5 protein-coding genes are annotated in these 16,650 nt (G+C 47.6%); all 5 read right to left on the minus strand.

The genetic code is table 11. The annotated features are described in order from the left end of the window. Positions 1 to 19 precede the first annotated feature (19 nt). The gene (locus NLX73_RS06120; RefSeq protein ID WP_254325630.1) at positions 20 to 12,700 is read right to left on the minus strand and encodes a non-ribosomal peptide synthetase/type I polyketide synthase; all 12,681 of its coding nucleotides are present in this window, start codon (positions 12,698 to 12,700) and stop codon (positions 20 to 22) included. Then, on the minus strand, positions 12,675 to 13,898 hold the full coding sequence (gene fabD / locus NLX73_RS06125; RefSeq protein WP_254325631.1) for an ACP S-malonyltransferase: 1,224 nt from the start codon (positions 13,896 to 13,898) through the stop codon (positions 12,675 to 12,677). Before fabD ends, NLX73_RS06120 begins: the two co-directional genes overlap by 26 nt. Positions 13,899 to 14,467: 569 nt before the next feature. Continuing rightward, positions 14,468 to 14,590 carry a hypothetical protein gene (locus NLX73_RS24920; RefSeq protein WP_302055265.1) on the minus strand — a complete coding sequence of 41 codons (123 nt, stop codon included), beginning with the start codon at positions 14,588 to 14,590 and terminating at the stop codon, positions 14,468 to 14,470. Between the two features lie 100 nt (positions 14,591 to 14,690). Continuing rightward, complete coding sequence (locus NLX73_RS06130) at positions 14,691 to 14,843, minus strand: hypothetical protein (RefSeq protein WP_254325632.1); 153 nt, start codon at positions 14,841 to 14,843, stop codon at positions 14,691 to 14,693. Positions 14,844 to 15,320: 477 nt separating this feature from the next. Further along, entirely contained in the window at positions 15,321 to 16,649 is a 1,329-nt protein-coding gene (gene melA / locus NLX73_RS06135) for an alpha-glucosidase/alpha-galactosidase (RefSeq protein WP_254325633.1), read from the minus strand. Position 16,650: the final 1 nt, after the last annotated feature.

Consider the following 16,650-nt stretch of genomic DNA (forward strand, 5'->3'; position numbering starts at 1 on the left):
TTCCCCCTCGGCCCAATATTTATTGGCTTTCATAAAAGTGCTTCATCTCTTCAAACTCTTCCAGGTCTAGATCATCCGCGCCTACGTCTGTTGGTGTCAGTTCCTGACCGGAGTGATCCAGGCAATGACGGATGGCATTTAACAGGTGAGTTTTAAAGCGAGAGAGAAGCTGCTTGATTGTGCACTCTTCGTATGCATTTCGGTCATAGGTTAGTCGGATGTTTAATTTTCCATCTTCCATTCGGCTGCTTATATAAAGAGCATAAAGTGAAGCGCTATTTGCAGCCTGGGAACCTGATGCCACCTCTGCTTCCAGCGGCGATGTTGAAAAATATGCCGTTTCCGGTTCCACGGAGTCTATATAACGGAACCCGATTTCCGGATGACGAGAAATGCTGGAATTCGTTTGATTACTGACTTCGATCAGATATTTTAATACACCGTAGCCCAGCCCCTGGTTGGGAACCTGTCGAATGGTCTCCTTCACACGTTTGAGCAGCATCGAAATATCATCTGCAGATTCAATGTCCAGTACAACTGGATACACGGACGTAAACTGCCCTACCGTTCTGGAGAAATCCAACGAACTCTGTTCCTCCGGCTCTCGGACCTGTTTTTCTACGTAGAGCGCAATCCGTTCTTGTCCTGACCATTCGGATACTGTCTGACCTAGTACGGACAGCAGCACTTCATCTGGCACGGTATTGTAGGCATGATTGACTTGTGTCATCAGTTGCCGGGTTTCGTCTGGTGATAATTGCAGGTGGAGCTGGTGTGTCGGTCTCTCCGATCCAGAATCCTTAATGACTCCATGGTCTTTGGGAAGCGTTCCCCACTCGGAGACCTCTATCTTGTTCCAATAGTCCTGCTCCTTGAGCAGCTCTTTGCTATTCGCATAATGCTCCAGATGCTCTGCCCACGTTTGGTAAGCGTTCGTTTTGTCCGGTAAGACAATCGTTTCCCTGTCCAGCGCTTGCCCGTAGCCTGTTGCCAGATCTTCCAGCAAAATATTCCATGAAATGGCGTCAGCCACTAGGGGGTCTATAGCAAGGAAAAGATGATCTCCGCTACCCATTCGGAAAAGCCCTGCTCGAACTCGTGGTCCTTCAAACAGCCGCAGGCTGCTTTGAATACGTTGACATTCAGCTGCCAATTGGCTACGTGCTTCGCTTTCCGTTCCCGTTAGCGACAGCACCTCCAAAGTGATTAGCTCCTCATTCAACTCTTTGTGAGTCTGCACAACTAATCCGTCAGCCTCTTGTAATAAGCCAAGGCGCAGAGCATCGTGGTGCTCTACGATTTTCTTCAATGCGGCACGCAAGGGCAGCTCCTCAAAGCCCGACTTTGCTAACAGCAGTACTGACGCTGCAGTAGGTAGTGCCTCGGATGCTGAACACCGTTTGAACCAATAGATTAGATGTCGTTGTATCGGTGTCAGTGGCGCCTCCCCATCTACTGGGCTTTGCTCAATCGGACGGGCCAGTGCTTCTGCATAGCCGCTCAGGATTTCAATGGACGGATGCTCCAATACGTGCCGGATATCCAGTGAATATCCGTGAAGACGCATACGCGCGATGACTTGAACGGCTTTAACAGAGTCGCCTCCGAGCAGGAAGAAGTTATCCTGAATGCCTACCTGCTCGCGTCCCAAAACATCTTGCCATACGGCGGCCAAAGCCTCTTCCACATCATTTCGTGGCGCTGCATAGGCCACACCCGGTCGGAATAGCTCTTCAGGCTCCGGCAATGCTTTTCGATCAGTTTTGCCGTTCGGTGTCAACGGCATCTGATCCAGAAACACGAAGTGAGACGGAACCGAGTAATAGGGAAGCAGCTTGGCGGCATGTTCATGAATGGCCGTCAGGCTGGGTGCTTCTTCTGTATTCAGTACGATGTAGGCACATAGTACGGATTCATGATTCTGGCTTTGATTGACAGTGACAACAGCCTCCTGAATTGCAGAATAGCTCATCAAGGCATGTTCAACCTCGCCCAGCTCAATCCGGAATCCGCGTACTTTTACCTGATGATCGATTCGGCCGATAAACTCCAGGTTCCCATCTGCTTTCCAGCGAGCCAGGTCACCCGTTCTGAACATTCGTGTGCCTGTGGAAAATGGATTAACCACAAATTTTCCCGCCGTCAACTCCTCGCGGTTCCAATAGCCACGGGCCAGCCCTTCCCCTGCAATGCATAGCTCGCCCGGTATGCCGATGGGTTGTAATCTATCCTGCGCATCTATGACATACATTTGCGTATTCGCAATAGGGCGCCCAATGTCGATCTGTTTGGCATGGGTAAGTTCCTGCACTGCCGACCAAACCGTTGTTTCCGTAGGTCCATACATGTTATAAATGCGGGGACTGTTCAATTTCTGCAATGCTTCCAGCAGCCTAGACGGAAGCGCTTCTCCCCCGACCATAATTTCCTGCACACCTTGCAGCGCACGGGAAGCTTCCTCATGGCTCAGTAGCATTTGCAGCCGGGATGGTGTCATTTGTAGCATGTCAACGTGGTGTGCAGTAATCAATTCGCCAAGTGTCTGAGGATCGACCTGATGATGGCGGTCGCCCAGTACGACGGTCATGCCGCCCAACAGGGGCAGAATCGTTTCCAAAACGAAAATGTCAAACGATATGGTGGTTAGCGATAAAATCGTTTTATTCGCTGCAAAGTCAATCACTTCACGCATTCCTGTGATAAAATTCAGCACCGAGCGATGCTGGAGCATCACTCCTTTCGGATTTCCTGTTGAGCCAGAGGTGTAGATAACGTAGGCTAAATGCTCCGGCTGAGTCGTAACTTTCAGATTGGTCTTTTCTCCTTGATATAATTCCTCATCTTCAATAAACAGGATGTTGGCGTTATAATGGTATTCTCCTGCCAGATCGTGGCTGGTCAGGAGTACGGCAGCCTCACTGTCACTCAGCATATATTCGATACGAGCTGACGGATATTCAGGGTCTATAGGTACATAAGCGCCACCTGCTTTTAGCACGGCAAGCAAGCCGATCATCATTTCCGCTGAACGCGGCGCCATCAGACCGACTAGCTTATCGGGTCCTACACCATGCGCTTGAAGCACCCGTGCCAGTGAGTTAGCACGTTCATTCAACTCCCGGTAGGTCAGACGCTGATCTCCGAACACCAATGCTGTATGACTCGGCGTCTGTTCAACCTGCTTTTCAAACTGCCCGTGGACGGTCTCATTGTACGGGAAAGGTACGACGGTACGATTAAATCCGGTTAGCTGTAATTCCTTCTCCTCATCGGAAATAATCGTAATATCGGCCAACCGCACCCCAGCATCCTGCGTTACTTTTTCCAAAATTCGTACAAAATGCTCTGCCAGCCGCCGGACGGTCTCCAGTTTAAACAGCTTTGTGCCATATTCTAAAGTGAAGGACAATCGATCTTTTTCCTCGGTCACATGCAATGAAAAATCCACCTTGGATATGCCCGCGTTGAATTCCTCCGGTTTAAAACGAATACCTCCTGCTTCCACAACATCTGTGCCGACATTTTGCAAACTGAACATCGTATCGAATATCGGATTTCGACTTACATCGCGTACCAGTTCCAGCTTGTCTACAAGCTTATCAAACGGGTATTCCTGATGCTCCAGTGCCAGCAGCAAGTTTTGCTTAACCTCGTGCAAAAAGGATTGGAACGTTAAAGAAGATTGCGGCTGGTTGCGAAGCACCAGCGTATTGACGAACATGCCAATCATCGCTTGCGTGTCTACATGCCGTCTGCCGGCAACAGGTGTACCTACGATGATGTCCTCTTGACCCGCATATTTGCCCAGCAGGACATTATAAGCCGCCAAAAGCACCATAAAGATCGTGGACTTTGTATCCTGGGCCAATTTATAGAGTCTGCTCGCTAGTTTGGATTCCAATGTGACGGTCAAGCTGTCACCTTCAAAGCTTTGTACTTGCGGACGTGGAAAGTCCGTTGGCATATTTAGAATAGGAAGCTCCCCATTCAAGGTCTGAAGCCAATATGATTCATGCGCTTGCCATGCCTCATCAGTTATTTGCTGCTTCTGCCAAGCAACAAAGTCTTTATAATGAAGCTGAATGTCCGCAAGCTGTCTGCCCTGGTACCGTTGAATGATTTCATTAAGCAGTACAGCCATGGAAAAACCATCAGACACGATATGATGCATATCCACGAGCAGATTGAAGCCACCTTCGATAAATTCGAGCAGCTCGGCGCGGAATAAAGGAGCTGTTCCCAGATGGAAAGGCTGAACAAACAAGGTTCGGGCCTGTTTTGCTTCTTCCTTGGAAATACGGGTATGCGGGATATCGAATGGAATGGTGTCCCGAACCTTTTGCACCACTTCCCCGTCTTCCAGATCGAAGTATGTCCGAAAAGATTCATGACGAGAAATAACTTCCTTAACGGCTTCAATGAAGCGGGAAACCTCCAGCGCTCCCTCTATGAAAAGTTGGCCAGGGACATGATAGGCCATTCCGGCTCCTAGCTGTTCAAGCACATACATTCTCTTTTGGGCAAAAGATACCGGATAAAAAGCTTGTGCTTTCACAGCTACAATCGGTTCGTAGGCCCTTTTGCTCCCACCCGCAATATATGCAGTCAGTTCAGCAATCGTTTGCAGCTCAAAAATGTGGCTAAGCGGAATGTGTACCCCCAATTCTTTACCGACTCTCGACAGAAGCACCGTTGCTTTTAGCGAATCACCGCCCAGTTGAAAAAAGTTATCGTCATAACTGATATCCGTTACATTCAGGACGTCCTTCCAAATGTCCACGAGTTGATCTTCCATACCTCGGTTCTCTGAAGCGATGTCTGTTTTAGCGAATACGCCTGCTTGTCCCGGTGCTGGCAAAGCCTGTAGATCAGGCTGGCCATTCGGCAGAAGAGGAATATGATCCATCAGAATCCAAAAACGGGGCTGTGTATAATCTGGAAGCATTTCGATTACAGCCTTTTTTAAGGCGTCTGCTTCCCAAGGCTTCGATGCGTTTGCGACCACATAGGCGCTTATATACGAGACGTTTCCAGTTTCGTCCGTTTGCGGTGTAATGACGCAGGACTCCAATTGGAAAACCTGCAGCAGGTGTTTCTCCAACTGCTCCAGATTAAGCTGATGACCGCGAATGTGGATGGCCCGAACTAAATTTCCGATATGCCGAAGCTTGCCATCGTTCTCCACATATACCCATTCCCGGGTCGTTCCCAGCAGACCTGCTGATGATGCTTGATATGCCTCCCCTGCTGTCCCGACAGGCGCCAAATGCTTGTACGCATCAAGGACGCAAAGATAGTTTCCGGTGGCATCGGTATTCGCTGCCCATGCGGCTCGAAGTTGTTCGTTCTCCGACGCACGGAGTAACGTCAGCGCGGAAACGCGAGTCCCTTCTTCCTCTACCATGGAATGCAGCAGATTCAGGAAATATCCCGACCAGGCCTCGATTATGTTTGGCTGAAAAAGATCTGCATTGTAGTCAAAATCAAGACGTAATTGCTTCTGCACCTCTGTCACGTTCAAAAATAACTCGTATTTGCTAAATGATTCCTCATGCTCAACGAGCTCCGTCTCCAGTTCATGGAATTGAAAACGCGGAATCGGTCGATCCATATTGAATACAGCGTTTATGACAGGCGAATGTTTTAGCCCCAGCTGAGCGAGTCCGGCAAAGCTGTACTTTTGATAGCTTTCCAGTTGATTCATGCGCTTTTTGACCGTTTGAGCATACTCCGTAAAAGTAGCATCAAGACGCACTTCGCTGATGACCGGAAGCAAGTTGACACAGTTGCCGATCAAAGAAAAGGCGTCCATATGGGATTGTCCTGCGGTGGGAACCCCCACCGTTATTTCCCGCTGCCCTGTCAGGCGATGCAGAAAAATCTGAAAAGTGGATAGCAGCGTTATAAAAAGACTGCTGCCAAGCTTTATGCTAGCGGACCTCAATTGTTTAACAAGCGGCGCTTCGAGAATTAGAGTATGTCTGCTTCCTCTAGAGGACATAATCTGCATTCCCCTCACTGGAGATGGCAGCTGGAGGACAGGCAACTGTTTTTCTAGCATCGCCGACCAAAAAGCCAGGGCCTCTTCCTTACCTGCTTTCAACTGGTCCTGCTGCCAAACCGCGTAATTACGAAAAGGTATCGGTTCAGGAATATTGTAGTCAGCATGCCGGACAAGCGCAGAATAGATGTGTTCCAGTTCCTGAATGAATACACCGATTGACCAACCATCCGCGATAAAGTGATGGAACGTGAAGACACTCAGATGCTCCTTATCTGATATTTTTAGAAGATGAATCCGGAATAACGGCTCGCCTGGAATCATGTTGAACGGAGTTTCGCTGTTCTTGATCATCCATGCCCGAAGATGCTGCTCCTTTTCATCGGGATGGTGACTGGTAAAATCATGGAGCGGGACTTCCACTTTCATCTCAGGAGCGATCACCTGAGTTTCTCCATCTCCGCTCATATAGATATGTAAGGCTTCATGACGGTTTACAATGGTCTGGACAGCCTCGTTGAACGCCTGCTGCTGAAGCGGACCACGAAACCGCAACAAGGCGGTTTCGTGTAAAGATTGAGAGTCACTTCGATCTGAAACAGAAGCGAACCAAAGCTGCTTTTGCTCTGGAGTTAACGCAATAATAGTTTCTGCTGCTTCAGCCTCTGGAGGTACGGTTACAGGTACAGGTTGCTTTCCCGGTCCCGGGCCGTTTCCATTCGGGGGCGGGTCCGGTAAAAATCCCCCTTTGCGCAGCTCGTTCACGCTATCCTTGACCGCTTGTACGATTCGCGCAATATCTTCCTCGGTATGGGCCGTGGACAAGAAGCAGTTTCGTCCCTCCCAGATATAGATGCCTTTGTCCAGCATGTGATAGAAGAACAACTCCAGATCGCCCTTGAGCACAAAGCGGAATAGGGAGCCAAAGTGAACGACCTTCATAGGTACGCGTTCGTCAGTGAAATAGCTGTTCAGCTCCGCTGCTAACGCCGAGGTGCGGCTGTTCAAGCGATTTTGCAGTTGCTCGCCATGCTTCTCCAAATGATCCAGCACCGCTAAGGATGCAGCCATTGCCAGCGGATGATGGCAGAAGGTTCCTGCTACAAAGGTTCGCTGCTGCTCATGCTGCGGATAGGAATCGTCCCCGAAGCTCCACGTGCCTCCATCGATCCCGTTCATAAAGGCGGCTTTTCCGGCTACGATGCCGATGGGCAGCCCGCCGCCAATGATTTTACCGTAGGTCACGAGGTCGGCTTGTACCCCAAACCACGCTTGGGCTCCTCCGGGCTGAATCCGGAAGCCTGTGATGACTTCATCAAAAATGAAGGCAGTACCCGACTGCTCCGTTATCTGGCGAATTTCCTGCAAAAAGGCTTTAGGCTGAAAATCGGGTCGGCGGCTTTGTACCGGCTCCACTATAACCGCGGCCAGTTCATGCGCATGGGTGCGGATATAATCCAGAGAATCGTCCGCCCCATAATGAAGCACGGCGACATCGTCCACCATATGCTGCAAGATACCTGGAGCTAGAGGTGTCGAATGCTCCTTGTCATCACCCGCGCTCCCCAGTGCCAGCACCCCGTCGAATGTACCGTGATACGAGCCAGCAAAAATGACGACTTTAGCTCGTCCAGTGGCAGCACGTGCCAAACGGAGCGCGACCATGACGGCTTCCGTGCCGGAATTATACAGGGCAATCCGTTCCACACCGGTCATCTTGCATATTCGCTCGGCGACTTGCCCAGCCATGTTGGACATGGGGCCAATACACATGCCGTTCTTCAGTTCTTTCTCAATTTTTTCACGAATAAAGGCTGGATTATGTCCAAACAGATTTACACCAAAGCCCATCGTCAAGTCGACATATTCATTGCCATCCAGATCCCAAATTTTTGAACCGTCTGCACGCTGGGATACAATTTGATACACCATTTCCTTCAAAACAGGCCGGAAACCAGCCACATTGCGGTTATTGGCGTATACGGAGCGATACTGCTGGGTGTACTGTTTGGTGCTACGCGTACGGGCCGTGTAGCGTTCAATCAGTTCTTGCAGGTGTTGTTCCTGACGGAGCGAAAGCAATTCACGTGCTTTAACATCCAGCTTTTTATAAGGCTTATACGGCTTGGCTTCATTGCCTGTCTGCTTGAAAACAGCCTTTACGGATGGTGCTGGTGCTAATGCAGCCGCGACTTTCTGCTTGGATTCGGTACGGATGATCTGCGCACTTTCACTACTTGCCGATAGCAAAACGCCCGTTTCCGGGTTAAATGGCTCGGAAGCTATTACGGATGCAGATGGCTGATGCCGGAGAACATCGAGCTGCTGTGACATCAGATGTAGCTGTTGCTCCAAAATTCGCTCTACAGCCGCAGGAGCTGTAGCGATTGGAAAGCTTTGAGCCCGTGTTTGCCCAGCCGTGTCTATGGCATAAACGGATGCCGCAGCCGGAACAGCGGATTCATGAGACGGTTGGGTTAACGGGAAAGCTGCATGATCAACCTGATTCAGAGTTGTTTCTGGACGATTTTCCACAGATTGAACCGGGGTTTCAGCAGAAGTGAAAGTGCTCACCCGTTCGGCTACGTAGCTGGCCAACAGCTCCAGCGTGGTCAACGATTCGAAAAATTCATTCATTGGAATATCCAGTCCGAAGGTATCCTTGATACTGTGGCGAACCTGGGACAAATTAATGGAATCTAGCCCAAGTTCGAGAAAATGTGTCTGCGGTTCCAGTTCCTCCAGGCTGAGCTGGGACACGTTACCGATCATTTTCGCTAACTTTTGCAGGATAGATGATTTATGCTGATCGGCAGCAGGTGCCGGCGCTGAATACTCGTTCCCCATCATTCCAGACTCCTTTACTGTTGAGTTTTCATGAACTGGCGCCTTCTGTTCCGCTCGAACCTGTTCAGGCACGTTAATCCAGCATCTTTTCCGTTCGAATGGATACGTAGGCAGAGAAACCTTTTTATAACGCTTACCTGCATAGAGGGCGTTCCAATCGATCTGCGCTCCTTGCACGTACTTGGCAGCAAGCTGCTCGAGGGATTGGAGCGTGTTCAAGCTTCCATTGACCGTCTCTACGCTGCCTATGCTATCCGCTATTCCAGTGTATACACCTTCGGCAACTCTGCCTTGTTCATGCAACTGAAGCACCTTCGCTTTTAACGCATCCGCTCCTGCGGCAGTCACAGCAATCCGATGATTCAGATGGCTTCTGCCTGTGTTAGCCGTATAGCACACATCCTGCATCACGAGCTCTTCTGCGCGTCCGAACCGTTCTGCGTACCGTCCGACCAACTGGCGCAAAGCGGATTCACTTCGCGCCGACAGGGCCAACAGCAGCGGTGATGATTTATTGTTGCTGCCCGTTGAGCTTGGATCTGATTCCGTCTTCGCTATATATTCCTCCAGCACCACATGGCAGTTCGTCCCGCTGAATCCAAAGGAACTCACCCCGCTTCTTCTCGGGAAACCGTCCGTCTTCCATTCCCTCAGCTTCGTATTGGCATATACCGGGGACTCCTCAAAATGGATCTTCTGGTTTGGTGTGCGAAAATGAACAAGCGGCGCAATTTGCTGGTGCTTCATGGACAGCACGGATTTGATCAAACCCGCAATCCCGGCGGCTTCGTATAAATGACCGATATTCGTTTTGACCGTGCTGATGGCCGCAAACTGCTTACGCTGTGTATGCTTGCGGAAAGCCTTGGTAATGCCGTCAATCTCAACCGGATCGCCCAGTTTGGTTCCGGTTCCATGCGCTTCGATAGAGCTGATCGTTTCAGGATCAACCCGTGCATCGCGCCACGCCTGCAATATGACTTCTGCCTGAGCCAGCGCATTAGGCGCGGAAATACCAATCGTGCTGCCGTCCTGATTTATGGCGCTACCCTTGATCACGGCTAAAATGTGGTCGCCGTCTTGTTCCGCTTTGCGCAGCGGTTTCAGGAAAACAGCACCAACTCCTTCACCCCAGCCCGTTCCGTCCGACTGGTCGTCGAAGGCGCGTGCCCGATCATCGGAGGATTCCATGCCAATGCCCGCTTTCAGCGGCAGCAAAATCGTTTTCACTCCACCTGCCATGGCCATGTCGCAGTCTCCATTAAGGATAGACTTGCAGGCCAAATGCACTGCCACGAGCGAGGAAGAGCATGCTGTATCAATTGTTACCGCAGGACCTTTCAGATCGAGCAGATATGCAATCCGGCTGGAAATAATGGACGGTAAATTACCAATGGCAAAGTTCGGCAGCGCGCCCGGTTCTACCTCGGACAACAAACGCTCATATTCGAAGCTGGTCTTGGAGAAGCCGACATACACGCCGACCTTTTGGCCTGCCAGTTGCTTTCCACCATACCCTGCATCCTCAATCGTGCTCCAGGCTGTTTCTAGAAATAACCGTTGGTTCGGGTCCATGAGCGAGGCTTCCCTTGGAGTCAATTTAAAGAAGGAGTAATCGAACTTGTCTACTTCATCCAGGTAACCGCCTTCTGCAATTTGCATATTCCGTCCTTCCGTATTCAGACGCGAAAGGAAAGCTTCGGCATCTTTTCTTCTTTCGTCGCTGTACGGGCCGATATTGTCAGCGCCTGATGACACATTCGCCCAAAACTGCTCCAATGTTTCCGCTTGAGGAAACCTACCTGACATGCCGATGATGGCGATATCCCGGACATTCGCTTCCTCCTTGCCTTCGGACTGTGCTATTGCAGCAGCGCCTTCGCCTAGATTCTGACTGGAGATATACGCAGCCAGCTTGACAATAGTCGGATAGGAAAAGAAGTCTGTAACCTCAATATGAATCCCTAATTGATCCTCCAGCTGGTCCATAATTTGAACGAGCTGCAAGGAAGTTACTCCGATATCAAAAAAGCTGTCGTCCGTCCCGATCGACTTTATATTTAAAATATCCTGGCATATTCCAATCAGCTTCTTCTCTACTTCTCCTTGAGGCAAGACCGCACGCTCAGCAGCTTGCGCGACCCGAGCAGCCTCGGCCAGTGCTGTCAATATTTCATCAAATTCACCCTGCTCATAGCTCTGGGCTAATTTGAAACGCTGAACCTTTCCACTGGTTGTTTTAGGTATACGCCGGATCGGAACCACCGCATGAATATGCCAGCCTCCCCGGTAATTCAGATGGCTTTTCAGCTTTTGGGCAAGCAGCACAAAATGCTCTATCTTTTTTGTGTGCATCACAAAGGCAATAATACGATCCTGCCTCGTTTGCGTATCATGAACACCGCACACAGCTACTTTTCCGAGTTCCACACCATCCAGTTCCTCGGCAATCCTCTCAATATCATGCGGGTAGACATTCTGTCCGTTCACAAAAATGATATCCTTGGCTCTACCGGTAATAGTCAGGCGTCCGTTCCGCATAAACCCTAAATCTCCAGTGATAAGCCAGCCATCCTCCGTTATAACCTTTGCGGTAGCTTCTGGATTGTTATAATATCCGGATGATACATTTTTGCCGCGGATCTGCGTGTATCCAATCACCCCATCATCAAGCACCTGGTTTTGTTCATCACAAATGCGGACAGAGGTATTAGCCAATGGATAACCCAAATCCAAAAAAGTAAGACACCGCTTGTCAGACTTGTCTACTTCTTCTACAGGCTCACCAACGTGTAACTGCTGCCGGTTCAAATGAATGGGAATAAAAGTGTTTCTGTCCAGAGGCGGAGAGGAAACACCCACACTCGCTTCTGCCAGCCCGTAGACGGGTAACATGGCATTTTTATTCAAACCATAAACACTCATTGCATCCATAAACACATGACAAAGCTCTACAGATATTGGCTCAGCTCCATTTAAGATCATACGAACACTTGACAAATCCCAGTTAGCTGCTGTTTCAGGTTTATACTGATCGAGAAAAAATTTATATCCAAAATTGGGAGAGCATATTTGAGTGACCTTATGCTCCGATACTTTTTTCAGCCACAAAGATGGACGCCTAATAAAAAGTGCCGTCGGCATAATCAGCTGTTTGGCATTAGCGATCACACAGGTTAAATGAAATGCGATCAATCCCAGGTCATGCGTAAGCGGCATCCAGCCCAAATAAGCATCCTTGGAGCTCATGTCTGTTTGATTTGAAATATCCCGGATATTGTAAACTAGATTTTCATGCGTCAGCATGACTCCTTTGGGATCGCCTGTAGAACCTGAGGAGAATTGGATAAAAGCTAGCTCCTCCGGTTTGGATATATGAACTAAACCTTTATTCTGAGTGGAATAATCGAAAGCATAGCTTGAAAAAGTCGCTTTTTTAACCGGCTCAAAGGAATCCAGCAGTTCGTGCTGGTGCGCGTATTTTTCAAGCTGCTCTAATACCTTGTCATCTGCAACCATATATGGGCGGGAGAGTGTGTTCCAGATTTTAAACAATTTCATTTTATGCTCATCATTATTCCCTATGCTTACAGGCACAGGAACGATTCCACCAAGCAGGCAACCCCAAAATACATTCAAAAAGGTATGGTTGTCGTCGATCTGTATGATCAGCTCACCGCCGGGTTTTACCCCTTGTTCCTGTAATTCATAAAGTACCTGTAATGCTTGCTCCAGAAGTTTCCTGTAGGATACGTATTCCTCTTGTTTATCACCGGAAATAAAAATGATTCCGTTCTCATCCCGGCTTGCACGGTCCTGAATGATTTCAACTAAGGTTTGAAACTGCTCCATCCTGATACCTCCTCAATTGCTCTAGCATTGCTTTCTGCTCTCCTTCGGAGACCTGTTTGGTTTGCAACACAAGGCGAATACACTCCAGTATTTCCTGTCTTTGCTCAGAAGCAGGAGGCGAACTGCTGTCTGATTCCAAGTTTCGCAGTAATTTTTCCAGTCTGCGCACAGGTAAAATAACACCCTTTCGATACTCATCTTCATTCCAATTGGCGTTGGGGGTAGACACTGCTAGTGACAGGGAGCAGGCAATCCAATCACGGATCGAGAAACGGCGGTGCAGTTCAAGGCGATCCAAGTCTCTGTCCAAGGACAGCACTTCGATATTAGGGCTTATTTCCCTCGCTAAATTTTTCAGCACCGTTCGTGGACCTAACTCAATACCTTGTTTAACGCCATGATTCATCATATATTGCACAGTTTGAATCCATCGAACCGGATGAGTCATTTGCAAAATCAATCCTTGGCGAATGCTGTCAAGATCGCGGTATGGCTGAGCGGTCACATTGGAGATCACGGGCCACTTCGCCTCATTTAAAGTGTACTTTTGCAGCTCTGCGGCCAGTCTGTCCGCAGCAGGCTGCATAAGCGTACTATGAAAAGGGCCGCTGACCTGCAATCGCGTAATTTGGGCCCCCCGCTGTTCTAACTCGCCAGCTGCCAGAGCGACAGAGGTATGATGACCTGAAACGACGTATTGGCTAGATGAATTGTAACAGGCAATGGCAGAAGGCTGATCGACTGTGGAGTACAGACGACAGCATTCTTCCACTTCGCCCAGCTCAGCTCCGCGAATGGCAATCATGCTGCCCAGCTTTGCCACTGCGGCTTCCTCCATAAAGCGTCCCCGCTCTTGGACTAATCGTAAAGCGTCTCCAAAGGACAGAACACCGCTGCTTACCAAAGCTGAATATTCACCCAGGCTATGACCAGCTGAAAATTCAGGGATCATTCCGATTTCATGCATATAACGCCGGAATGCAATGACACTGATCGTGAGAAGTGCGGGCTGAGTATAGAATGTTCTGGATAGCTGGGTCATCGGACCTGCCATGCATAAAGCTTTCAGATCATATCCCAAAATATCAGCAGCCTCTTCGAACAAGCGATTCGCTTCTGCAAAGCCGCTATGCCACGTAGCCCCCATTCCTACATACTGAGATCCTTGCCCAGGAAAAACCAAAGCCAAGCGATTCATATCAAACCCCTTCCCACAAAAATTATGGAAAAAAAAGTATTTTTACATTTCATGTATGGATACATATGTATGGTGACATTAAGATGTAGAGAAAAATGCGGTAAAAAGCAACGAAGTCGATTGCTAAAAAAAGTAATCGACATATGGCAGTGAATTGATAATAGGGTTCCGTTCGTGGTGTGGTTGTGATCAAAAGTCAGGTGTGTAAGTAGACTTGGAAGTGTAAAAACCTTGGAGTATACTGAAATTTCAGGCTTGGAAGCTAAAATTCAGCATCATAAGTGAATGGTGTGAAATTACTGGAGTCATACAGGATGTTTTTCTATAAGTAAGCGTTAAATATGGAATATTTTATTTATATATTAAATATGGACTCGAAAAATGTCAATATCCACCCAAGTTCCTTTAATAAGAGAAAATTATGAGATATGAATGTTTTTGTTACATAAAGCATAAAAGTAAATTAAAGTATGGCAATATAATGTATAAGTATATTATACACACAAACCATGCCTTTTTTGTCTAAAAAAACAGGCATGGTTTGTAACAACAGATCATGGCGCGGAAGATTAAGCCCCTTCTGTTAAATGAATTAGCTTCGTCCGTTCCCGGTAATCGGAACTACTTCGGTTAGACGTCTCGACTTCCCTTTTTTCACCAAGGTAGGCAGCAAATAATTCAGAATTTACCACTTTTCGCAGTTCTCCCGTACCCTTGCCCCTGTGCAGCCAGATTTACAGCGAACCCCATCACAAATGGCAAAGTCGGTTATAAAATCAAGGGCCTTATTTTTCAAATGGCTGACAGTAGCCTGATGACCCCATCAATTTCCAGAAATACAGCAATCATTGTGTTTAATGTTCTGCCGAATGAGAGCAACATCTGCCTAGCGGCAGGCCACTGGAGTTCCAACTGCCGGATCGTTTCGTACGCTTCGTAGGTCACATACTGTTCGTCTGCACTAAGTTATCTGAATGTTCAGGTAAATATTTATAGAATCAATTTTAACAATAGTCATTCCTTAATAAGGGGGTTTACCCTCCAAAAAAGTAACAGGAACGTAAAAGTCCGAATTATCTTCTTTCTTTATACCCAAATGAATGTATCTGCCACTAAAAATGTTATACAACATAAACTCAGCATCAATCATGCTTTAGGCTAACTGAGGATTAAAAATAATAAGCTAGGTTAATATAGTAATTTATGAAGAAATGGGAAACGTAATATACGATAAATGGTTCTCTCATATCCGCCTAAGTTGGCTTTTATCAGGATTTCTAAAGTCAGTGTTCCTTGTCTTAATTCTGGAGTCTTCGTTCAATGATGTCGGTTGGGTATGGTCCTAAGCCTGTTATTTTCGGAACGAATCGTGCTTCGATTCGGTTCCGTGACACACATTATTCATTTTTTATTAATCACTCATTAACAAGTGGAAGTAAAATAATTCCGATCTTCAAAGGTGGGCAGCCATTCTCCGTGTGCTTCGATTAAGTCATCACATAAGGAAATGATATCATCCAGAGATAATTCTGCAGCTGTATGCGGGTCCAGCATGGCTGCCTGGTATACATACTCTTTTTTCTTGGTGACGGCCGCCTCAATGGTTAGTAGTTGGGTATTAATGTTGGTTCGATTCAATGCAGCAAGCTGCTCAGGCAATTCCCCTATATAACAAGGAGTAATTCCGCTGCGATCAGCGATACACGGTACCTCTACAATAGCTTTACGGGGTAAATTACTAATGAGCCCGCCTGAATTCAAAACATTGCCCGCAAACTTAAAGGAGTTATTGGTTTCCATAGCTTCGATAATTCTGGAGCCATATTCTTTTGAACGTTCGTGAACAAGATTCGTGTTTGTTGTAAGAGTTTCTCTCATTTGTTCCCAATCGCGTATTTGATTTTCACAGCGACGCGGATATTCATCTAGTGGTATGTTGAATTTTTCAATCAGTTCAGGATAGCTGCGCTTTATAAAGTAAGGATGATATTCTGCATTATGTTCGGAGGATTCTGTAACATAATATCCGAATTTATCCATAAGCTCGAAACGAATCATATCATGATGTTTGGACATCTGCTTCTGCAAAGCCCGCCGTTTAATCTCAGGATATAAATCTTTACCATCCTTTTTCACTTCGAGCAGCCAAGCCATATGGTTAATTCCTGCGATTTTTTCTTCTAAGCCATCAGGATCCATGTCTAATGCCTTAAAGAGTTCCTTGGTGCAAACTTGAACGCTGTGGCATAATCCAACGGTTTTGACATTCGTATACCTCAGCATCGCACCCGTTAAGGAGGCCATGGGATTCGTATAATTTAAAAACCAGGCGTCAGGGCATACATCTTCAATATCCCTTGAAATCTCAAATAATACAGGTATGGTTCTCAATCCTCTAAATATGCCGCCAATCCCGATGGTGTCAGCAATCGTCTGACGAAGGCCATATTTTTTGGGAATTTCGAAATCAATCACGGTGCTTGGTTTATACCCGCCCACTTGAATAGCATTAATCACGTATTTAGCTCCTTCTAACGCTTCTCGCCTATTCATATAGGCTTTAATTGTGATTGTCTGATTGTAACGATCTCTTAGGTTGGTTAGCATGGTTTCCGATTCTTTTAAGCGTTTTTCGTCGATGTCGTACAGAGCAAACTCAAATCCATCAAGGGCGGATACCATCATACAATCACCTAATACATTTTTCGTAAAAATGGTACTACCCGCTCCGATAAAAGTAATTTTTCGCATT

It is taken from the genome of Paenibacillus sp. CH40 (assembly GCF_024213605.1).
Classification (GTDB): Bacteria; Bacillota; Bacilli; order Paenibacillales; family Paenibacillaceae; genus Paenibacillus; species Paenibacillus polymyxa_B.

Excerpts from the sequence above, each read along its gene's own strand:
- melA (WP_254325633.1), bottom strand. The coding sequence starts at position 16,649 with ATGCGAAAAATTACTTTTATCGGAGCGGGTAGTACCATTTTTACGAAA.
- fabD (WP_254325631.1), bottom strand. The coding sequence starts at position 13,898 with ATGAATCGCTTGGCTTTGGTTTTTCCTGGGCAAGGATCTCAGTATGTA.
- NLX73_RS06120 (WP_254325630.1), bottom strand. The coding sequence starts at position 12,700 with ATGGAGCAGTTTCAAACCTTAGTTGAAATCATTCAGGACCGTGCAAGC.